This window comes from Lactobacillus taiwanensis DSM 21401 (assembly GCF_001436695.1).
GTDB classification, from domain to species: Bacteria; Bacillota; Bacilli; order Lactobacillales; family Lactobacillaceae; genus Lactobacillus; species Lactobacillus taiwanensis.
Map to the genome: position 1 here is coordinate 102,908 of NZ_AYZG01000034.1, position 23,941 is coordinate 126,848.

30 protein-coding genes and 2 pseudogenes are annotated in these 23,941 nt (G+C 32.8%); 1 reads left to right on the top strand and 31 read right to left on the bottom strand.

Going from position 1 to position 23,941, the window contains the following annotated elements; genetic code table 11:
- Positions 1-55 precede the first annotated feature (55 nt).
- The 29 genes and pseudogenes from phoU to FD18_RS10355 all read right to left on the bottom strand — a co-directional run bounded on the left by phoU (position 56) and on the right by FD18_RS10355 (position 21,517).
- Positions 56-739: a phosphate signaling complex protein PhoU gene (gene phoU / locus FD18_RS05380; protein ID WP_057718973.1), complete on the bottom strand. Its 684-nt coding sequence runs from the start codon at positions 737-739 to the stop codon at positions 56-58.
- Between the two features lie 17 nt (positions 740-756).
- Complete coding sequence (pstB, locus tag FD18_RS05385) at positions 757-1,512, bottom strand: phosphate ABC transporter ATP-binding protein PstB (protein WP_057719021.1); 756 nt, start codon at positions 1,510-1,512, stop codon at positions 757-759.
- 10 nt (positions 1,513-1,522) lie between these two features.
- Positions 1,523-2,323: a phosphate ABC transporter ATP-binding protein PstB gene (gene pstB, locus FD18_RS05390; protein WP_057718974.1), complete on the bottom strand. Its 801-nt coding sequence runs from the start codon at positions 2,321-2,323 to the stop codon at positions 1,523-1,525.
- Positions 2,324-2,333: 10 nt separating this feature from the next.
- Positions 2,334-3,224, bottom strand: a complete 891-nt coding sequence (pstA, locus tag FD18_RS05395) for a phosphate ABC transporter permease PstA (RefSeq protein ID WP_057718975.1) — start codon at positions 3,222-3,224, stop codon at positions 2,334-2,336.
- A 2-nt stretch (positions 3,225-3,226) separates the two neighbouring features.
- Positions 3,227-4,219 (bottom strand): phosphate ABC transporter permease subunit PstC, encoded by a 993-nt coding sequence (gene pstC, locus FD18_RS05400; RefSeq protein WP_057718976.1) that lies wholly within the window; start codon positions 4,217-4,219, stop codon positions 3,227-3,229.
- A 16-nt stretch (positions 4,220-4,235) separates the two neighbouring features.
- Positions 4,236-5,105 carry a phosphate ABC transporter substrate-binding protein gene (locus FD18_RS05405; protein WP_057718977.1) on the bottom strand — a complete coding sequence of 290 codons (870 nt, stop codon included), beginning with the start codon at positions 5,103-5,105 and terminating at the stop codon, positions 4,236-4,238.
- A 118-nt stretch (positions 5,106-5,223) separates the two neighbouring features.
- Complete coding sequence (locus FD18_RS05410) at positions 5,224-5,745, bottom strand: GNAT family N-acetyltransferase (protein ID WP_057718978.1); 522 nt, start codon at positions 5,743-5,745, stop codon at positions 5,224-5,226.
- A 101-nt stretch (positions 5,746-5,846) separates the two neighbouring features.
- Positions 5,847-6,581, bottom strand: coding sequence for an amino acid ABC transporter ATP-binding protein (locus FD18_RS05415; RefSeq protein WP_057718979.1), 735 nt, complete (start codon positions 6,579-6,581; stop codon positions 5,847-5,849).
- Positions 6,565-8,061, bottom strand: a complete 1,497-nt coding sequence (locus FD18_RS05420) for an ABC transporter substrate-binding protein/permease (RefSeq protein ID WP_057718980.1) — start codon at positions 8,059-8,061, stop codon at positions 6,565-6,567. Before FD18_RS05420 ends, FD18_RS05415 begins: the two co-directional genes overlap by 17 nt.
- Before the next feature lie 100 nt (positions 8,062-8,161).
- Positions 8,162-9,010 (bottom strand): patatin-like phospholipase family protein, encoded by an 849-nt coding sequence (locus FD18_RS05425; protein WP_057718981.1) that lies wholly within the window; start codon positions 9,008-9,010, stop codon positions 8,162-8,164.
- A 99-nt stretch (positions 9,011-9,109) separates the two neighbouring features.
- Positions 9,110-9,253: a cation transporting ATPase C-terminal domain-containing protein gene (locus FD18_RS10420; RefSeq protein WP_083486761.1), complete on the bottom strand. Its 144-nt coding sequence runs from the start codon at positions 9,251-9,253 to the stop codon at positions 9,110-9,112.
- A 25-nt stretch (positions 9,254-9,278) separates the two neighbouring features.
- Positions 9,279-10,151, bottom strand: a pseudogene (locus FD18_RS05430) (HAD-IC family P-type ATPase); the annotation flags it as partial.
- A gap of 41 nt (positions 10,152-10,192) precedes the next feature.
- Complete coding sequence (locus FD18_RS05435) at positions 10,193-10,471, bottom strand: hypothetical protein (protein ID WP_235499887.1); 279 nt, start codon at positions 10,469-10,471, stop codon at positions 10,193-10,195.
- Between the two features lie 8 nt (positions 10,472-10,479).
- Positions 10,480-10,794 carry a bacteriocin immunity protein gene (locus tag FD18_RS05440; protein WP_057718983.1) on the bottom strand — a complete coding sequence of 105 codons (315 nt, stop codon included), beginning with the start codon at positions 10,792-10,794 and terminating at the stop codon, positions 10,480-10,482.
- A gap of 131 nt (positions 10,795-10,925) precedes the next feature.
- A complete protein-coding gene (locus tag FD18_RS10475; RefSeq protein WP_162257034.1) occupies positions 10,926-11,129 on the bottom strand; it encodes a LacI family bacteriocin immunity protein in 204 nt (67 codons plus the stop codon).
- Positions 11,083-11,262 (bottom strand): LacI family bacteriocin immunity protein, encoded by a 180-nt coding sequence (locus tag FD18_RS10480; RefSeq protein WP_479680691.1) that lies wholly within the window; start codon positions 11,260-11,262, stop codon positions 11,083-11,085. The genes FD18_RS10475 and FD18_RS10480 overlap by 47 nt, the downstream gene beginning before the upstream one ends.
- 468 nt (positions 11,263-11,730) lie before the next feature.
- Positions 11,731-12,012: a hypothetical protein gene (locus FD18_RS05455; protein ID WP_057718985.1), complete on the bottom strand. Its 282-nt coding sequence runs from the start codon at positions 12,010-12,012 to the stop codon at positions 11,731-11,733.
- Between the two features lie 334 nt (positions 12,013-12,346).
- Positions 12,347-12,505, bottom strand: a complete 159-nt coding sequence (locus tag FD18_RS09635) for a hypothetical protein (RefSeq protein WP_157053607.1) — start codon at positions 12,503-12,505, stop codon at positions 12,347-12,349.
- Positions 12,506-13,111: 606 nt separating this feature from the next.
- Positions 13,112-13,396 carry a bacteriocin immunity protein gene (locus FD18_RS05460; RefSeq protein WP_057718986.1) on the bottom strand — a complete coding sequence of 95 codons (285 nt, stop codon included), beginning with the start codon at positions 13,394-13,396 and terminating at the stop codon, positions 13,112-13,114.
- Between the two features lie 604 nt (positions 13,397-14,000).
- Entirely contained in the window at positions 14,001-14,207 is a 207-nt protein-coding gene (locus tag FD18_RS05465) for a leucocin A/sakacin P family class II bacteriocin (RefSeq protein ID WP_057718987.1), read from the bottom strand.
- A 204-nt stretch (positions 14,208-14,411) separates the two neighbouring features.
- A pseudogene (locus FD18_RS05470) lies at positions 14,412-15,461 on the bottom strand (IS30 family transposase).
- A 359-nt stretch (positions 15,462-15,820) separates the two neighbouring features.
- Positions 15,821-16,195, bottom strand: coding sequence for a LacI family bacteriocin immunity protein (locus tag FD18_RS05475; RefSeq protein ID WP_011161713.1), 375 nt, complete (start codon positions 16,193-16,195; stop codon positions 15,821-15,823).
- A 90-nt stretch (positions 16,196-16,285) separates the two neighbouring features.
- A complete protein-coding gene (locus FD18_RS05480) occupies positions 16,286-16,459 on the bottom strand; it encodes a bacteriocin class II family protein (RefSeq protein WP_235499888.1) in 174 nt (57 codons plus the stop codon).
- Positions 16,460-16,469: 10 nt separating this feature from the next.
- Positions 16,470-16,697, bottom strand: coding sequence for a bacteriocin class II family protein (locus tag FD18_RS05485; protein ID WP_014567249.1), 228 nt, complete (start codon positions 16,695-16,697; stop codon positions 16,470-16,472).
- Positions 16,698-16,823: 126 nt separating this feature from the next.
- Positions 16,824-17,417: an HlyD family secretion protein gene (locus tag FD18_RS05490; protein WP_057718988.1), complete on the bottom strand. Its 594-nt coding sequence runs from the start codon at positions 17,415-17,417 to the stop codon at positions 16,824-16,826.
- Positions 17,418-17,427: 10 nt separating this feature from the next.
- Positions 17,428-19,587 carry a peptide cleavage/export ABC transporter gene (locus FD18_RS05495; protein WP_057718989.1) on the bottom strand — a complete coding sequence of 720 codons (2,160 nt, stop codon included), beginning with the start codon at positions 19,585-19,587 and terminating at the stop codon, positions 17,428-17,430.
- A gap of 12 nt (positions 19,588-19,599) precedes the next feature.
- Positions 19,600-20,397 (bottom strand): LytR/AlgR family response regulator transcription factor, encoded by a 798-nt coding sequence (locus FD18_RS05500; protein ID WP_057718990.1) that lies wholly within the window; start codon positions 20,395-20,397, stop codon positions 19,600-19,602.
- Between the two features lie 2 nt (positions 20,398-20,399).
- On the bottom strand, positions 20,400-20,507 hold the full coding sequence (locus FD18_RS10350; protein WP_268766065.1) for a hypothetical protein: 108 nt from the start codon (positions 20,505-20,507) through the stop codon (positions 20,400-20,402).
- Positions 20,508-20,509: 2 nt separating this feature from the next.
- Positions 20,510-21,517 carry a sensor histidine kinase gene (locus tag FD18_RS10355; RefSeq protein WP_268766066.1) on the bottom strand — a complete coding sequence of 336 codons (1,008 nt, stop codon included), beginning with the start codon at positions 21,515-21,517 and terminating at the stop codon, positions 20,510-20,512.
- Positions 21,518-22,157: 640 nt separating this feature from the next.
- Here FD18_RS10355 and udk point away from each other — a divergent pair.
- Positions 22,158-22,793, top strand: coding sequence for a uridine kinase (gene udk, locus FD18_RS05510; protein ID WP_200953884.1), 636 nt, complete (start codon positions 22,158-22,160; stop codon positions 22,791-22,793).
- 26 nt (positions 22,794-22,819) lie between these two features.
- On the opposite strand, the gene FD18_RS05515 is transcribed toward udk, so the two are convergent.
- Both FD18_RS05515 and FD18_RS05520 read right to left on the bottom strand, forming a co-directional pair.
- Entirely contained in the window at positions 22,820-23,047 is a 228-nt protein-coding gene (locus FD18_RS05515; RefSeq protein WP_057719023.1) for a hypothetical protein, read from the bottom strand.
- Between the two features lie 7 nt (positions 23,048-23,054).
- Positions 23,055-23,849: a DUF4097 family beta strand repeat-containing protein gene (locus tag FD18_RS05520; RefSeq protein WP_057718992.1), complete on the bottom strand. Its 795-nt coding sequence runs from the start codon at positions 23,847-23,849 to the stop codon at positions 23,055-23,057.
- Positions 23,850-23,941: the final 92 nt, after the last annotated feature.

A 23,941-nucleotide genomic window follows, 5' to 3' on the forward strand; every position in this document is an offset into this window, starting at 1 on the left:
AAAAATAAGATGACTAGTATTTTCGGTCTAGTCATCTCATTATCAAATATAAATCCTATAATTCAGTCATTTCATCAGTATCTTTAGTATTTAAATCTACTAATTCACCTGATAATTTATAAATAACCCACTGTGCTAAGTTCACTACGTGATCCCCAATTCGTTCAAGTAAACGAATTACCATAAAGTAACTTGAAGAAGCAACGGCTGCTTCTGGATCCTGCTTAATTCCAGTAATAATTAAATTACGTGCCTTAACGTATTCTTCGTCTACTTCGTCATCTTTTTGTGCAACTTCACGAGCCAATTTTTCATCATCCTGCACATAAGCCTTCAAAATTTGATCAAGCATAAAGTTAACCTTTTTAGCCATTGATTTAATAATTGCTTCAACTTCTGGAATACGAGGATTACCTTTAACGCGAATTGTTTCCCAAGCAATTGAATTGGCATTTTCACCAATACGCTCTAAATCTCCAGTAGCCTTTAAAATACTAATTACATTTCTAAAATCACTAGCAACAGGCTGTTGCAGCGCCATTAATTTTAAAGTTCTTTTTTCAACTTTTGTAGCTGCGCGTGAAACTTTTTGATCATCTTTTACCAAGCTTTGAGCCAACTTTTTATCGTGTTCAACAAAAGCCTGAGTTGCTTCTTCAATTGCTTCACTAACGTCAATCCCCATACCCATAAAACGAGTATTTAACTTACGTAATTCATCTAAAAAAATTTCATGCATCTTAAAAAATCTCCTTATTAACCAAAACGTCCATTCAGATAATCACTAGTAATTTGCTTCTTAGGATTCATGAACATATCTGCTGTCTTACCATATTCGATCAAGTCGCCATTCATTAAGAATGCAGTGTAATCACTGATTCGAGAAGCTTGTTGCAAGTTATGAGTAACCATGATGAAAGTAAACTCATGTTTTAATTCAAGCAAAGTTTCTTCAATTTCACTACTTGAAATCGGGTCTAGTGCACTCGTTGGCTCATCTAACAAAACTACTTTTGGTCGAACTGCTAAAGCTCGAGCGATACAAATTCTTTGCTGCTGACCACCAGAAAAGGCCTGCGCATTTCGATCTAAGTTATCCTTAGTCTCTTTCCAAATTGCCGCTTGCTTCAAGCTCTCTTCAACGCGGTGATCAATTAATTCTTTGTCCTTTATTCCTGCAATTCTCAGGCCATAAGCAATATTATCGTATACAGAAAACGGAAATGGACTTGGTTGTTGAAAAACCATTCCAACTTCCTTACGTAATTCTACTAAATCCATCTTAGAATCATAAATATTTTGGCCCTCAAATTTAATATCGCCAGTAATATGAATATTAGGAATATCATCATTCATTCTATTTAAGCAACGTAAAAAGGTTGATTTTCCGCATCCTGATGGTCCAATAAGAGCGGTCAATTCTTTTTCTTCAAAATCTAAACTTATTCCATGTAAAGCTTCAACATTTCCGTAGCTTAAGTGAACATCCTTACTTGTAATAATATCTTCCACAATAGCTCCCTTATCCAAAACTTCCGCGAATATAATCTTCCGTAATTTCACCTTTAGGATTAGTGAAAATGTTTTCGGTAGTATCGTACTCTAAGACGTGACCCAAATGGAAAAATGCAGTATAGTCACTGATTCGACTAGCCTGCTGCATATTATGCGTAACCATAATCATAGTGTAATCTGTTCGAAGTTGCTTAAGAGTATCTTCAAGCTTAGAAGTCGACACTGGGTCAAGCGCGCTGGCTGGTTCATCAAGTAGTATAATTTCAGGCTTTATTGCCAAAGCTCGAGCAATACAAAGTCGTTGCTGCTGGCCACCAGACATGGCTAAGGCACTCTTATCAAGCTTATCCTTAACTTCATCCCACAAAGCAGCTGCTCTTAAACTTTCCTCTACAATCTGATCTAGCTTTTGCTTATTCTTTTCACCATTTGCTTTTAATGCATAGGTTATATTTTCTCTAATTGATTTAGGAAATGGATTAGGTTTTTGAAAAACCATCCCAATATTTTTTCTCAATTGATAAACATTAATATTATTCTTATTGATGTCTAAATCGTGATACCAAATTTCACCATCAACGCGTGCTACTTTATCATTCATTCGATTAAGACAACGTAAAAAAGTTGATTTTCCGGAGCCCGATCCTCCGATTAAAGCTGTAATTGTCTTTTTCTTAAATTGAAGACTAGCATTGAACAGTTTTTGAACTGTACCACCATAAAAAACGCTAAGATCTTGAGTTGAAATTATTTGATCGTCTTTATTGAATTGATGAATAAAAGTAGGTGCTTCATTTACATTTTGCATAAAGTTCTCCTTATGACTTAGCAGCAGTTAACTTGCGGTATAAATGATTACCTAAAGCACGTGCTCCAAGGTTAAACAAAATTACTACTATGATTAATAATGCAGATGTTGCAGCTGAAACAATAGTTGCATCTGGAATAATTCCTTCAGTGTTAACTTTCCAAATATGAACTGCTAATGTTTCTGCTGGACGCATTATATTTAAGAAACTAGTTGGGCTAAGTGGGTTCCAGTTACTATAATCAATTGTTGATCCACTTTGTCCAGCTGTATAAATCAAGGCTGCTGCTTCACCAAAAATTCTACCTGCACTCAAGATAATTCCTGTTAAGATACCAGGCAAAGCTGCCGGTAACACGATGCCTCTAATTGTCTTCCAATTAGATAGACCCAAAGCAAGGCCAGCATCTCTTTGAGCTTCAGGTACTCCCTCAATAGCTTGTTCAATATTACTTGTTAAAGTTGGTAAGTTAAAAAATGTTAAAGCTAAAGCACCAGAAATAATGGAAAATCCAAATCCAAATTGAACTACAAATAGCAAATAACCAAATAAACCAACAACAATTGAAGGAAGTGAACTCAAAATTTCGATTGTAGTTCTTATTAAACTAGTAAACCAATTATCTTTTGCATATTCAGCTAAATAAATTCCTGCTCCCAATGCAATTGGAAGTGAAATAATTAGAGTCAAAACTAGCAAATATAAAGAGTTAAATAATTGATCTCTTACTCCTCCCCCAGCTTGATAAGAAGAAGCCTCAGAAGATAAAAAATGCCATGAAAGATGCGGTACACCTGAAACTAAAATATTGCCTAAAATTCCAAAAAGAATAATTACAACAATACTCACTAAAGTATATATACCCGTTGTAGCAATTTTATTACGAGTTTTTGCATTCATTATTATTTCTGTCCTCTCTTTCCAATTAAGCGGACTAAGAAGTTAAAGACTAATGACATAATCAATAGTAATAATGCCAAAGACCAAAGTGCATTGTTTGGCAAGGTTCCCATAACCGTATTACCCATTTGACTAGTTAATTGACTAGTCAAAGTAGCTGATGGACTTACTAGGTTAGCTGGCATTAAGACTGCATTACCAATAACCATTTGTACAGCCAAAGCTTCACCAAAGGCCCTAGCCATCCCAAAAATTACTGCAGTCATAATTCTTGGTGAAGCAACTCGCAAAATCACCTTATAAATTGTTTGCCACTTAGTTGCCCCTAATGCTAAGGAAGCCTTTCGATAATCAGAGGGCACAGCTTTCAAACTATCAACAGTTAAAGAAGTAATTGTCGGCAATACCATTACAAATAAAACTAAAGTAGCTGACAGAATACCAAATCCAGTTCCACCAAAAATATTTCTAATAAACGGAACAATAACTGTTAATCCCAAAAATCCATAAACAACAGACGGAATACCTACTAATAATTCAATAACCGACTGTAAAAAACGAGCGCCCTTTTTAGAAGAATACTCAGTCATAAAAAGTGCCACTGCAATTGCAAATGGAGTAGCTACTAAAGCTGCTAGTAACGTTACGGCAAATGAAGTGACAATCATCGCAGCTGCTCCTACATGATTTTTACCTTCACCTGGATCCCAATCGCTTGAAGTTAAAAAATGAAAGATATTTACATGATCTTTAGTAAAAGTTTCTAAACCATGAAATCCAATAAAGCCAATAATTGAAGCAACTAAAATAATAATTAAGATAATGGCAAAATATGTTAAACCTTTACCCCAATATTCTTGTCTTGTTTCTTTTGAAGGTTTAGTCAAACTAGCAACGTCAACCTTGCTAGCACCAATCTTCCTTAATTTAACATGAGGTACTTTTTGCTCATCTAAAGCAGATTCAACTACTTTTTTTAGATCTTTGTTATTCATCCAAACATCCTATTCTTTATTTCTGAACAATATGATTATTACTATCACGTTCGACTTTCATCTTATTAATGCTAATATAGCCAAGCTTTGGTACTAAATCATTTTGCACCTTACTGCCAAGCATATAGTCAATAAACTTTTGAACATTTTTATTAGGTTTACCCTTAGTATACATATGTTCATAAGACCAAAGATGCCAGCGATTAGTCTCTACATTTTTATTCGTAGGCTTTATTCCATCAATGCTCAATTTTTGAATATTTTCATCATTAGCATATGGGAAGGAAATATATGAGATTGTCCCTGGAGTAGAGCTAACAATCTTACGTACAGTACCATTAGAATCTTGTTCTTGAGCTTGGATCGGCTTTTTTCCATTCAAAATTAAACCTTCAAAAGTTCCACGAGTACCACTACCCTTAGAACGATTAATTACGGTGATATTTTGATTTTTTCCGCCAACTTGCTTCCAGTTGGTAATCTTACCAGTAAAAATATCGCTCAATTGTTGTTTAGATAAATTTTTAACACCAGCACTCTTATTAACAATTGGTACAATGCCAACTACGGCAACTAAGTGATTTTGTAGTTTTTTGGCATCAATCCCCTTTTGAGTCTCGGCAAAAACATCAGAAGTTCCAATTTCAACGGCACCAGCCTGTACTTGGCTAAGACCAGTTCCAGAACCTCCACCTTGAACCACAATATTACTGTCTGGATGAGAAAGACGGTAGTCATTTCCTGCTTGTTCTGCAAGTAACTGCATGGCACTAGATCCAACAACAGTAATCTTATTGCTATTATTGTTAGCACAGCCTGTAAGTCCGATTAAAATAGCTAACAATCCACAAAATGCTGCTATTTTAAATTTAAAATTTGTTCTCATCAATTTCTCCATGTAATTTACAGTATTTAACAAGAATATTCTAACATAATACTATGTGTCAACAGAATGCCTAAGCCTAACAAAAAAGCTAGGTTTTTCAACCTAGCTAAAAAATTACTTAGTCTCTGACATTTTCATAAACATATGAAATTTCATTTGGACGATAGACTCCATGCAACTCGCCCACTTTAGTAAAGTTCATTTTATCTATTAAATGTTGCATGGCCGTGTTGTTTTCGTGAGTATCAATGCGAATACTATCAATATCCTTACGATTATCACGAATGTAATCAATCACTTCAGTTAACAGCTTAGTTGCATAACCGTGACCAGCATGCTTAGAATGAATGGCAACGCGGTGAATGACAACATACTTATCTGTATCAAGTAACCATTTACCATGTAATTGGTCATACGAATGATCCGGTGCCTCAACAATTGAAATTGCTCCGACTGTTTCGCCATCAGCTGAAACTGCCAAGTAAGCAAATCTCTTTTCAATATCTTCTTTAATTTGATCTGGAGAAGGATATTCCCCTTGCCATTGATCAACACCACGCTCAGCTAATTGGTTAGCTCCATCCTTCAAGATAGTCATGATTTGATCATAGTCATTTATTGTGGCTTGTCTAATCTTCATTAAACTCATCCCTTTCCAACTTTTTTTATCAAGAGAACATTATAAATGAAAAGCACTCTCCTTGTAAAAAGAAAGTGCTTATTTAAAAGAATTATTAGTATTTACAAAACCTTAGAAAGGAAATCTTTGGCACGCGGACTTTGTGGATTTTCAAAAATTTGTTCAGGACTACCTTGTTCTTGTAGATATCCATCTGCCATAAACCAAACTTCATCAGAAACTTCACGTGCAAAACCCATTTCATGAGTAACAATGACCATTGTCATTCCAGAATCAGCTAAGTCTTGCATAGTTTTTAAAACTTCCCCAACCATTTCTGGATCGAGCGCACTTGTCGGTTCATCAAAAAGCATTACTTCTGGATCCATCGCAAGTGCTCGAGCAATTGCCACACGTTGCTGCTGACCACCAGAAAGACTAGAAGGATATTGCTTAGCGCGATTTTTTAAACCAACTTTATCAAGGAGTTCTAAAGCCTGCTTTTCAGCTACTTCTTCACTTACCCCTTTAACCTTCATTGGTGCAAGTTTAATATTTTCAATTACATTCATATTTGGAAAGAGATTAAAACTCTGGAAAACCATTCCCATTTTTTCACGTAAAACGTCCAATTCTTTCTCACTAATATGAGTTAAATCTTGACCATCAAAAATAATTTTGCCACTAGTTGGCGTCTCAAGCACATTAAGACAGCGTAAAAAAGTACTCTTTCCTGAGCCAGACGGACCAATAATACTAATGACCTTTCCCTTATCAACATTTGCGGAAATATCTTTTAAAACTTCTTTTTTACCAAAACTCTTTTTTAAGTGTTCAACCTTAATCATTACTGTCATTACGTTTCATCCTCTTTTCAAAGTGGTTCAACAACCTCGTTAATGAGAAAGTTAGAATAAAGTAGATAATCATGGCAATGAATAATGGCAATACACCCTTATAAGTTGAAGTCTGAACTAATTGCGTTTGGTACATTAATTCAGCAACCCCAATTACTGAAACTAGGGAACTATCCTTCAATAAAGTAATAAATTCATTGCCTAAAGCTGGCCAAATGTTCTTAATTGCCTGCGGAATAATGACATATCTAAAGGCTTTTTGACGGCTTAAACCAAGTGAGCGAGCAGCTTCCATCTGTCCCTTTGGTAAAGAATCAATTCCTGACCTAATATCTTCAGCCACATAGGCTCCCGAATTAAGTCCAATAGCAATAATACCTGCAACCAAAGCGGAAAGATTAGAAATCAAATATCCAATTCCAAAGTAAACAAATAAAATTTGTACCATTTGTGGCGTACCACGGATAAATTCAATGTAACAAACCGCAAGCCAATGTAAAATTGGATTCTTTGACAAACGCATTAAGGCCAAAATAATTCCTAGAACTATTCCAATTACAACTGAAAAGACTGTAATTACAATCGTATACCAGATTCCCTTAAAGAAATATGGAATATATTTAGCAAAAGTATTGCTCTTCTTCTCAGTCTTCATGTACTTAGCTGCTGCCGGAAGATATTCTTTATTAATCAAATCTTTTTTCTGAACATGATCAATAGTCTTATTAACTTGTGCAACTAAGTCATCTTGTCCCTTAGCAATTGCCACTGCATTGCCGGCTTGTGTTTCTTTCAAATTAGAACGTACTGCAGCTAAACTACTATTATTTTCGGCATAAGCTTTAGCTATTAATTCTTCAACAACAACAGCAGAAACTTTACCTGATTGTAAAGCTAAAACTAAGTTATTAATTTTTCCAAGACCCTTTAGTTTAGAATCTTTCATTTGAGTCTTAACTAAATTATATTGGTTGCTTCCAGTTTGAGCTCCAACGGTTTGTCCCTCAAGGCTTTGAATACTGTTGTACTTGTCTTTATCTCTTTTATTTACTAAGAAATATTCACCACTTGGTTTGTAGTAGATTTTTGAAAAGGCTACACTCTGCTTTCTTTCAGGCGTAGGAGTCATAGCAGAAATTACCATGTCTACCTTACCTGTCTCAAGTGCAACTAACAATGAGTCAAAAGACATATTCTTAATAACAAGCTTTACACCCAAGTCTTTAGCAATGTCTTTTGCTAATTCAACGTCAACTCCAACGTACTTAGTCTTGCCATTTTCACTTGTTGTAAATTCTAATGGTGGATAATCAGCAGATGTACCGACTACTAATTCTCCACTCTTTTTAATCTTCTTCAAGACACTACCTTCTGCTACTTGCTTTTGGCTAGCCGCTTGAGCTGGCTTGATAAACGTAGCATCGAGTGAGAAAAACATCAAAAGTGCAAAGAAAAAGCTTAGCAGCTTTGTTTTTTTCATTACATTCATTCCCTCTATAATTGCTATTAAAAAACTGAAAATTTAAGCTTTTGTTAATTATAGCGAATGAAATGTAATCTAGACAAGTCATTCAAGAAGATTATTCACTCAAATAAGTTTTTATTGCTTGTAAATTTTTCTTAGCTTCTTTTACACCGATTTGGTATACGCGCCTCAATTCTTGAGGATCTTTCTCCATTGTGCCAATTTCTAAAGGATAAGGTGGTCTGATAACCAACATTTTGCCTTGTACTTCTTTTTTTCTAATGTAATTAAGCACATCATTATAATCTTTTGCTCTTGTCTTTAATTTTTTCAAGACTGCAGGATATTTATGTAGGATCAATTCTAAAGCTGGATATAATTTGCTTGCTTCTTTTTTATAAGAGAGCGGCTGCGTCAAAATGACAACGTTCTTGTTGTAGCCAATTTTTTCAAAAAATTTAATGGGAATTGAATCACTAATTCCACCATCCCAATACTTACGACTCCCAATTTCAACTGGCCGAGCAAAAACTGGAATGGATGAAGAGGCGCGAATCCATTCTAAGTCCGCTTCCTTACCAGACAATAATTTATGGTATATCGCTTCTCCATTATTAATATCAGTTGCCACACACCAAAAATCCATTGGATTTTTTTGAAAAGCGACTGTATCAAAAATATCAAGTTTACCTGGTAACTCATGATAACAAAAGTCAGCTCCATATAAATCACCAGTCTTTAGCCACGATTGCCAACTAGATAGACGTGGATCACTAGCATATTTTACGTTATAGCGCAGAACTCTTCCGATTTGTCTTGACTTATAATTGCAGCCAAAAGCAGCTCCAGCTGATACACCTATTGTACCATCAAAATCAATGCCTGCTTTCATGAGAGTATCGATGACTCCAGCAGTAAACATGCAGCGCATTGCGCCACCTTCCATTACTAAACCTTTTTTCATACTTCGCCACCTCCGTATTTTTACTATTTTAGCAAGAAAAAACTGCTAGTTAAAACTAGCAGTTAAAGTTTATTTATTTTTTGACTCTTTTCTTAAAATTCATTTTCTTAACTCGTCAATTAAAATTAATGGTATCGGAATACATACTAATCTAATCCAATCATGTGCATTAAGCGGCTCCGTACCCAAAAATGACTGAAAGACTGGTACATATGAAATGCATAATAGCAAGACAATTTCCATAACCTTATATACTTCAGCTCTTGATGGGTGAATCCATCATAACGGTTAATCCTAAGAAGGTGAGATCTCTTCCAACTGTATCAATTGTTGCAAGATCTAAATCATCCATTATCTTTTGATCAAGATTACGGCCGGCAACTGCTAAGACGCGCAAATCATCTTTAGCATAGCCGTCATTTGCTCTCATAATCTTATCTTTTATTTCCTGGGTAATAGGTTGAATTTTCCCATCACATAAGTAAGATGTACATTTATCGACTACACAATTTGGTGCACCCTTAGTATAAGTATTAAAGCGATGTGTGCCATCTGAGCTTTGAATTACTGTCATCATTTTTCTGCTTGAATCGAATGGTAACTCTTTAACACGTGGCGTTTTTTCTACTTCTGCTTCAACATCTATCTTTCCTTTTCTTGCAACAACTTCAAGACAAGCTTCAGTTGGATCACCTAAAATTTGATAACGTAAATGATGTTTATCGGGCTTTTGAATCCTTGCGTTATCTGCAAAAACACCTCCAAGTAATACTTCCTTCAAAGTATCGTTATCTTTTGCAAAGATATGGGTTGGGCCTTCTTTAATATGGTCTCAAACTGCATAATCTTCTCCTAAAACATGATAACTTTTTTCTAAAGTCCAGAGTTCTTTTACAGTCATTTCGTTCTTAGTTAAAGTGCCTGTTTTATCGGAACAAATGACAGAAGTTGACCCTAGCGTTTCAACACTAGATAAACGCTTAATCCAGGCATGCTTTTTTGCCATTCTTTGAACTGCTCCGGCCAAAGACAATGTGACAGTTGACTCTAATCCTTCTGGAATAAAAGCCACAATCATCCCTAAAGCAAAGACAAAAGCTTTTACTAACGGGTAATGTGCAAAGAAAGTTGCAACTAATATGCACATAAAGCTAATATACTAAAAAAGGAGCAGTCTTTCGACTACTCTTCATTCTTTGATAGATTTTGCTTTTGATATTTATATTCTTCAAAAATCCCTTCCAGAATAATTACTTCTAAAACTAGCAATCCAAATACGCCTTGTTCTGAAGCTGAAAAGATATTCGTACCAATATTAATCCATAAGCCAACGCTTCCAATTAAAGCCAAATAAACAACTGGTGAAACCCAGATAAACTTATGAAGCTTAACTGAAGTAAAAATATATGCTGCAATTACAGTTACTGCTAAAGTTGGTATTGCATAATAAAAAGCCTGCATTTTCATTCCTACTTTCCAGGCCAAGTATTAGTCGTGTTCCAGCTATTCAAGCCACCAATCCAGCCTTTACTCATTGAAATTTCTTTAATCTTTTCAAGCAATGCTTCTTCATCTTTGTCTAAATGGAGATGGTTTACTAAACAAATTGTATTCACATTTTGATAAGTTGCCCGTGCTTCATCAATGTCATCTTGAACATTATGTTCTAACTTGTCTAAGGCAACTTCAAGTTGTTCTAATAAGTATTCGTTGCCTTTTCTATCATAATAAGTCTTAGCAAGTGAAATAAAGTCATTTAACACTTGTTCCAATTCATTTTTCATATTTTTGTCCTCCAAAGAGTAGTTTTGTTTCCAAATATTATCATTTATTCATTAATTTTACTATCATTTTTTTGTAAAAAATAAAAATGGAATAATTTCGCATATTTTATGACCGATCTGGTATTTTTTTATTATCTCCTTCGAAAATATTGAATAAGCATGCATAAAAGGCTTCCTCCTCCAAAGAAAGATAAAAATAATATCGAATACCAGACATGTGTAGAATTATATAAATTGCCTAGGAAAAAAGTCGGTAAAATAATTAGCTCACCGATCCACTGAGCTCGTTTATACTTTTGATTCCATTCTAATAAGTTCTTCGTAGACGTAAATATACGTAAATATAATAGAAGAAATTAGCAATAAAACAACTAAAATTAAAGCCACTACCTGATTAAAACTTCGCCAAGAAAATCCATAACTGTAGATATCACCTAGAAATACAACCAACCTAACTGATGTAATAATCTACGATAAAATTCTAAGACCAATAATTTTTTCTTTTTTACTCATGAATATTTTTCTTACTCTTTAAACGTTGTTGGATCCTATCTTTGCCATAATAATACGTGATCGAAAACACACTCATACTTATAATTCCGACAAAAAAGCTTAGCATAATGCTGTCACTATTTGTTACATATAAAAACAGCTTATTCATGCAAAAGGCAAAGATCACACTGAGTGTAATTATCGTCCATTCTTCTGTATTTGTATCTTTATTTTGACGTGTTTTACTCAATTTTACTTATATCCTTCCTTCTCATCTGCCTTAGCTTCACAAGTTTGAACATTAAATAGCCCAAGATCATCCCCCAGAGAATGTTTCCAAGAATTATATAAATAGTTAATGTGCTCCCTACTACTAGGTCTATTACAGTTTCAAGAGTAAAAATAATTGTCCCAACCAGAGTACTAAGAATAATTAATTGTCTATTATTTAGCCGTTTTTTCATCTTTACCATCTTCTACTTGTAAGTGATATTCATCATAAAATTCTTTCAAAACAACAATACTCATAAAAACAGTTGCTATTGCTGAACTCCAAGAAAATGAACTTAAATCTTTCAAAGCAAAAATAACCATTGCTACTATCCCAAGTATTAAGATATTTGAGACATCAGACGTTTTTACTAGCTTATGTAATTTTAGCGAAGCAATGATATCAACTAAAACTATTAATAAAAGTAAAATAATTGGAATGTATCCTACTGGCATTCTATTCTCCTCCAAAATCTTTGCTATGAACCAATTCTATCATTTAGAAAGTTCTCAAAAATAAAAAAGACTTATTCGGTCTTTTTCGTAACAAATTCGGTACTTATTGAGTGGCTTTATAGCAAACTATCTAATAAAATAACTCCATATTGCATTATATAATCTTTTCGAATTTTCATCCTGCTTAATAGTAAATTTAATTAAAGCAAAAAATATCAATCCAACACTAAAAACAATGGTTTTTACCACTGATTCCATAAACTACTAATCATACAGATGGCTATACCAACATAGGTTGCTAAAAATGTGCCTGCGGATAGCCCTAATCCTGCACTTAACCTCCTAAGTTATCTTCTAACTTTTCTAACCATTTTTTAATATCGTTTCTGAAGTAATAGTATCCGCATTCAAACACATACATACTTCCTACTCCAATCAGCATTGATAAAACAAAACTATCAATTGAAGTTAGACGCAAGAACAACTTATTCATTAAAACACCGAAAACTAGACTTACACTTAAAATTATCCATTTTTCTTTTTTGAAGCTTCCTTTTCATTTTCTTCAATTATTTTCATTTTCTCACCTTTTAACTCAACACTTCTACTAACTATTTAAATTTTAGTGTTTCAAAACCAGTAAAAATTAAAAAGAACCCAACAAGCCTTGTTTACGATTAATTAGGTTCCTCAAATCAACTTGTTTAGTAGCCGAAATTTCAGCTACATAAGCCAAATTTAATTTTTAAGAATGCATTTTTTGCTTCATTCAAAACTTGGAATATTACTGAAAGTAAAAGTTAACTTTTAATAATTACGATTATTCGCCAAATAATAGCACTGATCCAAATAATAATTCCAATAATTAGAAGAACTAACTCAAGAATATTTAATTCTTGTTTCCATATATTAATTAATACTACGAGTAAAAATAAAAATGATAATCCTAATATTGACCTAATTTTTCTTTTCTTATTGGGTAACATTTTTTCTACAAATTAAAGTTCAATACTAAAAGTTCTCAAAATAGCACTATATCTTGTGATCTTTCATATCTGTATTGAATTTATAAATAAAAATATTCTTATTAGATTAATTTTTAAAAATTAGTAAGTGACATTGTTTCTCCAGCGCCAGCCCACTTATTTGGATCCCTATCTAATAAAAGCTGCAATTTAGTTAAAGTTTCTGGCAATTTAAAACCATGCGCTACAGAATACATGCTAATATCCTGCTTCAGTTTAAATATTACCTTCTGCAAATCACCATTCTCACTTATTCTTTCAATAGCTGCTTCAATCAATTTTTGAGCTTCTGGATCAGTTGCAATATCGGAATTTGCTTTTATTTTAGTTAACATCTCTTTTAATTTAGTTTCCTTCATATTTTTCATCCTTACAATTTTTATTAAATTAGTTAAGATTCATTTTAACAAATAATTCTATATTTTTTAACAATATTTATTAATAAAACATACTAACTTAGTGTCAGATTGTGCATCTACGATTCATAATCTGATACTTTTTATTTCGTCTAAAAATAGAAAGCGAAGATAAAACAAATAAAGTCGTATACTCATTTTTGATATTTGACATCATACATAAAACGGACTGCTTTACCGCCTATTCTTAAGTCTATTCTAAGTTTGAAGTCTGTACGCATTTAATGCCGTGTTTAGAAAATTAAAATTGATAGGTTAATATAGACTTTACCTTCACATTGGAGGTTAGAATTTAAGAAAAAGTACATGTTTTCATAGGCTTATTTGGCGTACTTTTATTTTTTAGTTAAATCAATGACAAGATTCAAGTAAAGAAAAACATTAGTAGAATTAAGTACAAATTAGCTAAGCAAAATGCATTTAATACTTAATTTAGGGTAGAAAAAATCCTCAGCTGATTAAAAATCAACTGAGGAATAGAAGCTTTATGTATTTCTCCTGTCTACTTGACAGGGAATGTATCAGAATTAATCCTTTTAATGATTTATTAGCAACTTCCGATAGTTGCCTTTCCACCAGTAGCATATGCCCCAGCTGCTCGGTTAGCAATACAATACCATGAGCGTCCCCAGTCTACACGACATCTTTGACTATTGCAAGAAACACCATTTCCATAGTAATGATATTTACCTCCACCTTTTCCACCTTGAATCATCATTAAGTCTTCTTCCTTTAAGTTCTTTACATTTTTCATATTTATACTCTCCATCTTTCTATTTTTATTAGTAAATCACTCTGACTTACATGCTATATAATACTGAGAATTGATAGTAAAAAGTGCATTTTGACCAAAGTTGCTAATTATTGGATCAATACGGTTAACATGTCGCTTATCTTTTATTCAATACCTTATCTAAAAAATATTCGCAAATTGCAATAATAAATTGAACACTTTTAGTTAAGCTGCTTGATAGATTAGATCTAATTCTCTTTCAAAGATTTCATCTGGTGTATGATAGGCCAGTATCTTTCTTGGCAAAGAATTGCACCAGGTTTCAATATTAATGATGTCTTGTAAAGAATAGTTAGCTATTGCTTCTCACTTAGGAATGAATCTGCGAATAAGACCATTGTGTCTTTCAACTGTTCCCTTATCACAAGAAGTGTAAGGATGGGCATAGTAAACCAGTGTATTGGATACTTTTTCTAGGTTGGAAAGATCTGCAAACTCTGAGCCATTATCAGTGGTAATGGTTTTAAAAATATCATTCCAATGTTCGCTGTATTGCCTTTGGAGTTCTTTAAAGGCCTGCATGACACTGACAGAAGTCTTGTCAGGAATACGAAGAATTAAAAACTCACGACTCATACGCTCAGATAAGGTTAGCAGTACCTCATCATCTTTGCTCTTATGTCCGAGAACTAAATCGCATTCCCAATGACCGAATTCATTACGTTTATTGATCTCTTTAGGACGTTCTTCAATGCTTCTGCCAAATTTTTTCTTATTTTTGCGAATACGATGAAGCTTAGTATTGCGTTTAAGCTTCTCTGGCAAGTCGTAATTATGTATATCTAATAGACCTTGGTCGACATAATTGTAAAGAGTCTTAGTACAGACAACATCTCTGCTGCTAAATGCGCCAACAGCAGTAGCACGATTACTGCACACATCAAGCGACCAGCCATCTTTAAAAAAATGCTTGTGGACATAGCGCATGAATTGAGTTTTCCTGAGAAAGTCTGATTTGCGCCCACAATTTTTACGATGAGCTTGATATGCATCATGCCCTTGAGTAGCCTTATATCTTTTGACTTTGCCATGATACAGTTCTACAGTACCACGCTTAACCTCATAGCTGATAGTAGAAGGAGAACAGTTTAATTCACGGGCGATGGCACGCAAAGAATAGCCATCTTTCAAACGCAATTGAATAATAACTCTTTCCTCGAATGATAAATGCTTGCCTTTAATGTGCTGATTCATGGTAGAATGTAAAGAGTCCATTTTGACCTCCAATAGAAAGTTTTTGTGGTTATTAACATTCTATCAAACAGGTCCGAATGGACTTTTTATTTTTTATCAAGTGTTCAATTTAATTTTACAATCAGCGAAAACAATTTATTCATTGAATATCCAAAAGCAGCAGCTAGAATTAGTGTTATCCATTTTTCTTTATTTGATGCTATCTTTTCATTATTTTTAATTATTTCCATTTTTATCACGCTCTCTTTTTTACCTTATTAAAAATTTTATCAGGTTCAAAATTTCATAAGATAAAAAATACCAAATTAGTCGTTTTACAGACCAATTTGGTATTCTAATTTTTATTTATATACGATTGAAATAGATAAATTATTTAGACTTTATTTTTTGTTTTTCAAAATATACTTACTTATGATTATTAAAGCTGCTCCTCCACCAAAGAAAAGCCAAAACTTGATAGTATAACCAAGATCTGTTGAATTATATAAATTAGTTAAAAAGAGATATATAGGAGCACATAAATAGCATAACCACCATACAAGCTCATATTTTTCATTCCATTTCAATAATTTGGGTGTAACTGAAAAATACATAGTAGTAACTAAAAGTAAAATCACAATAATTATTGCCAATACTTGATTATAAGTAAAATGTAAGCCATACTCATGAACATTTCCGATAAATATTATCAATCCAGTAATCGTAATTACCCATGACAATATCCTTAGACCAATAATTTTATAATGTTTAGTCATTTAAACTACCTCCTAATGAATCTATGAATAAAGTAATGCAGTGCTAAATATCAAATCATCACTGTTTTACTTTAATTGACTATAGTTTAATTATGAGTATAGCCAAAATAACCTCCTATTGCTACCACAAATTGCCATTCCCCATGGGCCAAAACTTTTACATGCTTTAATACCAGTTCCTGCGCCACTAGCAGCTGATAAAACAGTATCTCCCCATCGATTTCCACCAACAATCTTTGATAATTCTTTGTCATTTAATTTCATTGTCAAAATCCTACTTTCTTATCTTGCCAAAACCACCTGTTGCAGCTGTAACCCCTGTCCATAAAATAGGAAGATAATGGGCACCAGCTACAGCACATGCAGGTCCACAAATTGTACCACCAACTGTAGCCCCAATCATAGCTGATCCCACTGCTCCTCCCACATTTGTTTGCCAATTATTTCTTCCACCAACAACGACTGCTAAATCTTTATGTGATAAATAATTAAATTGTTTCATGATAGAAACCTCCTAAAATTTTATTTATATGCATAGCTTACTAAAGTTATCATCTTAAGATATAAAATTGACCAATATTGTTCTATTTGTGTCTAAAATTACTTTTATTAACTAAATTAGTATTTTTTACTTATTATTCCTTACCTTATCCAAAAGATATTTTAAATACGTACTCCTACCGGTCATTATCGTCACATTCCCCTGCATCCCATATTTAATATTCTCATCATTAACTTTTGCAGTCGAAATAATTTCGTACATATTTTGTTTATTCATGTTCACAGGATAGACTCCAATTTCCTTTACCTTACCAGTCAAGTGTCTAGTTAAGCCATCTCCAGTAGGTACAGAAAAGGTTAACGACTGTCCCTTTTTAATAGTCGAGACTTTGTCGCTTGTCACATAAGTTACAATTTTTATTTTATTCTTAGCTTTCATAACAGGCATTAAACTAATCCCACTATCTTGATCAACATGAGCTACCCACTTTTGACCATGTTTCGTAACGACTTGTCCCTCATCATAGTTAACATTTTTCTGCTTAATTACAACCGTTGGTTCAACAACACCAACCGAAGAGACCGTACTCTGTCTAATAGCAAAAAAAGATCCAATAAATAAAAGTAGAACAAAAATAGCTGCTGGAATAATAATCATTGTCGAGAAGTTCTTGAACTTATAGGAATAGAATTCTGTACTTTCATACTCTTTTGCATCCATCTGTACTCACCTATCCTTTCACCAAGTCATAGTAAAAGCCATGCTTACTCATCAATTCGCTGTGACTGCCTTCTTCAACTATCTGGCCATGATCAATCACAACAACCTTATCTGCTCGTTCCGCAATTGCCAAACGGTGTGCAATAAAAATAATTGTCTTATCTTTGAGCTTCATCAAATTATCAACTACTCTCTTCTCGGTAATTGTATCTAAGCCACTTGTTACTTCATCAAAGATAAATACCTTTGCAGGAGATAATAATGCCCGAGCAATTGTTAACCTTTGTTTTTGTCCACCAGATAGAATTTTTGCATTTTCATCTAATTTTGTTTCAAATTGCAAAGGTAGATTAGCTATCTCTTGGTCAATCTCAGCAATTTGACAAGCCTTTATTACATCTTCTTCTGTGATATCTGGCCTACAACCTAACAACAAATTCTCTCTAACTGTTCCAGAAAAGATATATGGAGTTTGAGGTACATAATTCACATATGATCGCAAGCTATGCTTATTAATTTCACTTGTTGCATGTCCATTTAATGTAACCTGACCTTTACTTGGCGAAAAGAAATCTACTAACAACTTAACCATCGTAGACTTTCCAGAACCACTCATTCCAACAATCGTTAATTTTTCGCCTTGGTTAATTTTTAGATTAATATCTTTTAAAACATCTGCGCCATAGCCATAACGATAATCAACATTCTTATATTCAATATTTCCTTCTAGGAGCTTACAATCTTCAATAGTAGTCTTCTGATTGAATTCACTTTTTACTTGATAGACCTCATTTAATCTGTTCTGCGCAACACTGGCTGATTGCAGACGCGGTTGCAGATTAATAATACTTTGAAGTGGATCAATGAAATATGCTAGTAAGGCATTAAAAGTCATTAACTGACCAATGCTCAATTGTCCTTGCATTACAACTCTTGCACCAACCCAAAGAACAATTACATTAAGAGAGAGTTGAATAAATGTTTTAAGTGCTGTCTGCAAGCTCTCAGTTTTGCTGTATTTAAAAGATTTTTTTAAGTAATCTACAAACTGACTATCAATTCTTCTATATCTTGTATTCTCACTATTTAAAGCTTTAATAGTTTCAATTCCTTGAATATCTTCAATAACTGAAGAACTCAAAACAGCGTTACTTTCCATTTGTTCATTGTTTAATTTTTCGAACTTCTTAGTAAAGCCTAGAATTACAACTGCATACACTGGTAAAGCCACCAATGTAATTCCAAATAATGTCATATTCTGAGCTGCTAAGACCAGTCCCATTACAATAACAATCGACAAATCTAAAAAAAGCGAAATAACTGTACTTGCCAAAGCGTCAATAATTCTACTTGCATCAGAAAAACGCGAAGTAATTTCACCCGTTCTTCTCGTTACAAAGAATTCCATTGGCAATTCAAAAATATGCCTTATGTATTGGAGGTTTAAATCAATACTTAATCTTTGACCTAGAACATTTAATAAAAAATTCTGTCCATAAGAAAAGATTGAATTAAAAATATAAGCAATTAATAATCCAACAGCTAAGATTGAAAGAGTCTGAAAGGTTCCATCGGGAATGTAAGTATCAATTATTCCTTGAACAAAATATGAACTACAGATACTAATTATGGTCATTAATAAAGCGGCTAAAATGATGTTAATCATCAGCCGCTTTTGTTTAAACATATATGGAAAGAGAGACCATAGGTTATTTTTCTTTTCTTTGATTGGTTCAAAGTCTTCGTTAGGAACCATAAAGAGTGCAATACCAGTCCATTCTTGAGCAAACTTATCTTTAGGCATCTTTACCACACCAACTGATGGATCGGGATCTGCAATTACTAAATAGTTTTTAGCATTTTTAAGAACTACATAATAATGAAGTAATTCCCCTTGCTTAAGAACATGCACAATAAAAGGGTATTGAATACTATCTTCATTAAAAAGAGACATATCAGCTTTTACGGCTTCAGTTTTAAAATTAAATTTCTGTGCTGTTTTAACTAGTCCCAGCGCAGTTGTACCTTCAAGATTAGTGCGAGCTTCATGACGCAAATGTGCTAAAGACACACGAGAATGATACTGCTTTAAGATCATTGCTAGACAAGCAACCCCGCAATCCATTTCATCTACTTGAGCTACATAAACAGATTTATATTTGAATAACATAAGTCTTACCTTTTATTTAACGTTAATTTCCGGATATTTATTTAGTATTTCTCTAATTTTCTTTTTAAAGCTGCGAGCAAAAATTACTTCATCACCATTAGGAAATATGATGGTCTTTTTCGAAAAATCAATGCTATTAATATTATTTGGATTTACTACACAAGATTGAGAAATTTTAAATAAAAAGTCATTTTCAGCATCTATTTTAGAAATATTACTCCTAAATTCTGTTTCACCAGTTGATGTTACTAAATTAACCTTATGTTGCATGACACTATTTTCAACATAATAAATTAAACTTTTTTCAACTTTTCTAACTCTTCTTCCTATTTTGTAAATCAGTTCTTCACGATTTACTTGAATAAGCCTATTTATACTGTTAATCGCATGAATGACAGTTTCTTCAATCCTTTTAAGCATCTCACTTCGTTCTAATGATTTATTTATATAGTCAATAGCGCCAATTCTTCTACGATAAGTTAAAGGCGCATATTTGTCATAAGCAGTAACAAAGATAATCTGGGCATTCGGATCTTGCTTTTTAATAAATTCTGCTAAATCTACTCCGTTTTTTGCTTCGGAATTTTGACTTAATTCAATATCTAAAAAATAAATTGCATTTTGGATATCGTTAGCAACTACATAACTTACAACCTGCTCGAATGTACTAGCAACTAAATCAATATTTAATTCGGTCTTTTGATAAATAAGGTCATTGTCTAACATATTCTGAATTGCAATATGAATATTATGAGATAATTCTTTCGCCAAAACTTTATTATCATCACAAATAATTACAGGATATTTCATTTTTACACCTCTTTATCAATCACAAGATAAAAATCAAAATAATCATTATCTATATCATAAGTAATAGACATATTTTCATAATTTTCAGTTATTCTTCGTATTATTGTCAATCCTAGTCCAGAATGCTCTTTCTTAGTGGAATATCCTTTTTGTTGTATTTTTTAGTAGAAATCGAAACATGTCTTTTACGATTTCGAATTTCATACTCAAATTCTCCGTCTATTGAATAAATCATTATTTCAATTTGAGCCTCTTTTTTATCATTTATTAATTCTTTACTTTCTTCAATCGCATTATCACATGTTATTCCTATAATTCTTATTAAATCCATTTCATTAATACCGGAAGGAATATCAGTCATTATTTCACTACATTCAAAATTATATGGAATTTTCAAATCATACATCTCTGTAAGCTTTGAAATAATAATGCTTTTTAAAGACTTAACATGTACATGATTGACGTCTTTATATTTTTTAAATGCATCTGCATTTAGACTAGTTTTTGTATATTCATCTAGCTGTGTGATTAATTCCTTCGTATCGCCTTCTTCAGCACTAATCTTTAATGAATTGAACATATTCAAGTAGTCATGTCGAAAAGCCCTCAGCTCATCTTCATTTTTTTCAAGGTAATGTGCATAGTCTTCCAGTTTCTTTTGTTCTCTTTCTAATTCTTCATTTTTGGATTTCTTTAATGCCACTTTTTGGTTTTTCTGCATTAAATAATAAATTCCAATTGCAAATAATGTTTGAAATAGGAGAACACTTCCAAAAAAGAAATACACTGGTGGGATATTATTAGTAGTTGTATAAATAATCGCAATTGCAATATTTACTACGTAAATATAGAAAATTAACCAACTCAATATTCTTCCGTTTGATCCTACGAACTCTTTGTTTAATCTATTATTAAATCTTTGCATAATAAACACTATTATTGCCAAAGGCACTATCATCAATACTATATTTGCTAACATTATTAACTTAATATCTTTAATAATTTTAACTGTGACATCTAACAAAATAGCTCTGCAAATATCTCCAACTACTTCTACATTAAAAACAAAAAGTATTGCTCCTAAAATCGAATAAGAACTTATTTTCTTTTTAAAAATCAACCATAAGAACACTATTGTAATTAATTCTGAAAAAACAATAGCTAAATAGTTAAAGCCACTTGCTAAAATATTTATCAATATCAAAAAAATTAGAACTAAAAAATGTCGTTTTCTTAATGGTAACCTTAACACTTTAAAAAAGAACACTAAATTTAATATGCTTGAAAATAAATATATTAATAAGTACGTCCAGAACTTAAGATTCATTATTGCCTAATCCCTAATTACATATAAAATACGTCTTAAATATTACCATCTTTCATCCCCCGAAAATACCAAAAATACCGAACCCGTCATTTTTACGACTAATTCGGTATTTTAGTATTATTCTTTAGTTATCAATTACCTCTTTTTCTCAAAAATCTAGTTATATTGCGTAGTAAACATTACAATTACTATCATATATAGAGCAGTTGCAACGCAATAGACGTTCCTTTTGTATCGTGGATTCCAATTTTTTATTGCAGCTTTTGACATAGTCAAAATGAGATCTTTTTACTAAATTATATATGTACTTTCAAGTCCCTTTTACTTCAGATACCCGAAAAAACGCATATTTGTCAATATTCTTGCCTATAAATCTATCACAGAGCCTAATTTTAAGGTATTATTGTAATAGTTTAAAAAAGGAGATTTTATTGTGCAAAGTAAACGCCCTATTATCATTGGAATTGCCGGTGGTTCAGGTAGTGGTAAAACAACCATTGCCCATGAAATTTATGACCAAATACAACAAGACGACCATATCTTAATTATGACGCAAGATTCTTACTACAAGAACAACGACAACTTATCAATGGCAGACCGTAAAAAAATCAACTACGACCATCCTGATGCCTTTGATATGCCACTTCTTGTTGAACAATTACGTCAATTAATGGATTATAAGGCAGTTGAAATGCCAGTTTACGATTTTACTGCTCATACTCGAAGTGAAAAGACCATCCATACTGAACCAGCAGATATTATCATCTTAGAAGGTATCTTAGTTCTTGGAGAAGAAAACTTACGGAACTTGATGAGTATTAAAGTATTCGTTGACACTGATGATGATATTCGTTTTATCAGAAGATTAGAACGTGATACTCAAGAACGTGGTCGTTCTGTCGAATCAGTAATTAATCAATACTTAGCAACAGTTAAGCCAATGTATAATCAATTCATTGAACCAACTAAGCGTTATGCTGATATCATTGTTCCAGAAGGTGGAGAAAATGATGTTGCTATCGATATGCTTACTACGAAAATTCGCTCAGTTTTAAGTACAGTCAAATAAAAATAACCTCGTGGTTTTCCACGGGGTTATTTTTCACCAAAAAAGAAACTCATTATAATTCCAGCAATCAGACTTCCACCTATTAATCCAAGATATTCTGACGTTTTCAGTATTAAGCTTTGAGTTTCACTCCAATTAGAAATTCCCATTACTATAGAGCTTATTACAAAGAATGAGACTGTATTAATAATAACTGATTTCAAGCTACTATAAATTCCTAAATTTTTCTGCTTAGATTTCTCTCTTTTCACCATTCTTCTCCTATTCCACCACATTATCTCCATCTACTGTTGTCATTGTTAAGACTACTCCAGATGGTTGTGGATCAAATGAAATATTATTTAGTCCATTAGCTGTTCTGACACGTGCATATTTTAAATTTGCACTCCAGACAGTATTATTTCCTTCAATATTATTAATATCGTAATCACTCTTAAAGACAGCATGATCTAAGGTGAAATTACCAGCCTTTAAGTTTGCACTTCCACCATCAATAGTTACGTCAGTTAAATTCATATCTCCATCGGTAACATTCAAGGAAATTTGAGATAAGGTAGATCCAGATACTTTAATTTCTCCATCATATGTAGCAAGCTTCCCATCAGCTAAATCACTGTTTCTCACGGTTACATTACCATCTGTTGATTCTAGAAGAGATTCAGCAATTGCAACACGTCTTACTCTAACTCTACCCTCAGTCGATTTAAGATATGCTTTTTCCACTTTGGTATCAACTATTTCAATATCACCACTATTAGTTTGAACATCAAGCCTATCTAAGGTTACCTCTGCTGGTACAACGACGTTAAGATGAGCTTCACCATTATCAATTAAATTAATTCTTTGCTTAAGCTGTAACTTTCCATTTTCTAATTGAACAACAGGTAAGTAGTGTCGTTTACCCATAAAGTTAACTGCAAAACGTTCTCCTTGTTCAACTGTTACATCCCCGCTACTTAATTTTATTTTCAATTCGTTGAATTCTTCATCGCTTACCTTTACCCTAACAATCTCATCTTTTTTATTTTCTTTAGAAAAAAGCTTTTCAAAGATCATAGCCTTTCCCCCAATCTACGACACAATTAAATTATTATTAATTATATTAATACGATTTAATATTTTCAACTATTGAATTCAAAAAAACAGCG

What these genes read in the sequence shown, in the direction of transcription:
- FD18_RS05490 (WP_057718988.1), bottom strand. Translation starts at nt 17,417, where the DNA reads ATGGATGCAAAAGAGTATGAAAGTACAGAATTCTATTCCTATAAGTTC.
- FD18_RS05520 (WP_057718992.1), bottom strand. Translation starts at nt 23,849, where the DNA reads ATGATCTTTGAAAAGCTTTTTTCTAAAGAAAATAAAAAAGATGAGATT.
- pstC (WP_057718976.1), bottom strand. Translation starts at nt 4,219, where the DNA reads ATGAATAACAAAGATCTAAAAAAAGTAGTTGAATCTGCTTTAGATGAG.
- pstB (WP_057718974.1), bottom strand. Translation starts at nt 2,323, where the DNA reads ATGCAAAATGTAAATGAAGCACCTACTTTTATTCATCAATTCAATAAA.
- FD18_RS05420 (WP_057718980.1), bottom strand. Translation starts at nt 8,061, where the DNA reads ATGAAAAAAACAAAGCTGCTAAGCTTTTTCTTTGCACTTTTGATGTTT.
- FD18_RS05485 (WP_014567249.1), bottom strand. Translation starts at nt 16,697, where the DNA reads ATGAAACAATTTAATTATTTATCACATAAAGATTTAGCAGTCGTTGTT.
- FD18_RS05435 (WP_235499887.1), bottom strand. Translation starts at nt 10,471, where the DNA reads ATGCAGGCTTTTTATTATGCAATACCAACTTTAGCAGTAACTGTAATT.
- FD18_RS05515 (WP_057719023.1), bottom strand. Translation starts at nt 23,047, where the DNA reads ATGGTGAAAAGAGAGAAATCTAAGCAGAAAAATTTAGGAATTTATAGT.
- FD18_RS05440 (WP_057718983.1), bottom strand. Translation starts at nt 10,794, where the DNA reads ATGAAAAATGAATTGGAACAAGTGTTAAATGACTTTATTTCACTTGCT.
- FD18_RS05415 (WP_057718979.1), bottom strand. Translation starts at nt 6,581, where the DNA reads ATGACAGTAATGATTAAGGTTGAACACTTAAAAAAGAGTTTTGGTAAA.
- FD18_RS05475 (WP_011161713.1), bottom strand. Translation starts at nt 16,195, where the DNA reads ATGACTAAACATTATAAAATTATTGGTCTAAGGATATTGTCATGGGTA.
- FD18_RS05495 (WP_057718989.1), bottom strand. Translation starts at nt 19,587, where the DNA reads ATGTTATTCAAATATAAATCTGTTTATGTAGCTCAAGTAGATGAAATG.
- FD18_RS05465 (WP_057718987.1), bottom strand. Translation starts at nt 14,207, where the DNA reads ATGAAAAATGTAAAGAACTTAAAGGAAGAAGACTTAATGATGATTCAA.
- FD18_RS05480 (WP_235499888.1), bottom strand. Translation starts at nt 16,459, where the DNA reads ATGAAATTAAATGACAAAGAATTATCAAAGATTGTTGGTGGAAATCGA.
- FD18_RS05460 (WP_057718986.1), bottom strand. Translation starts at nt 13,396, where the DNA reads ATGAAGGAAACTAAATTAAAAGAGATGTTAACTAAAATAAAAGCAAAT.
- pstA (WP_057718975.1), bottom strand. Translation starts at nt 3,224, where the DNA reads ATGAATGCAAAAACTCGTAATAAAATTGCTACAACGGGTATATATACT.
- FD18_RS05405 (WP_057718977.1), bottom strand. Translation starts at nt 5,105, where the DNA reads ATGAGAACAAATTTTAAATTTAAAATAGCAGCATTTTGTGGATTGTTA.
- FD18_RS05410 (WP_057718978.1), bottom strand. Translation starts at nt 5,745, where the DNA reads ATGAAGATTAGACAAGCCACAATAAATGACTATGATCAAATCATGACT.
- phoU (WP_057718973.1), bottom strand. Translation starts at nt 739, where the DNA reads ATGCATGAAATTTTTTTAGATGAATTACGTAAGTTAAATACTCGTTTT.
- FD18_RS09635 (WP_157053607.1), bottom strand. Translation starts at nt 12,505, where the DNA reads ATGAATAAGTTGTTCTTGCGTCTAACTTCAATTGATAGTTTTGTTTTA.
- FD18_RS05455 (WP_057718985.1), bottom strand. Translation starts at nt 12,012, where the DNA reads ATGCCAGTAGGATACATTCCAATTATTTTACTTTTATTAATAGTTTTA.
- FD18_RS10420 (WP_083486761.1), bottom strand. Translation starts at nt 9,253, where the DNA reads ATGGAAATTGTCTTGCTATTATGCATTTCATATGTACCAGTCTTTCAG.
- FD18_RS05500 (WP_057718990.1), bottom strand. Translation starts at nt 20,397, where the DNA reads ATGAAATATCCTGTAATTATTTGTGATGATAATAAAGTTTTGGCGAAA.
- FD18_RS05425 (WP_057718981.1), bottom strand. Translation starts at nt 9,010, where the DNA reads ATGAAAAAAGGTTTAGTAATGGAAGGTGGCGCAATGCGCTGCATGTTT.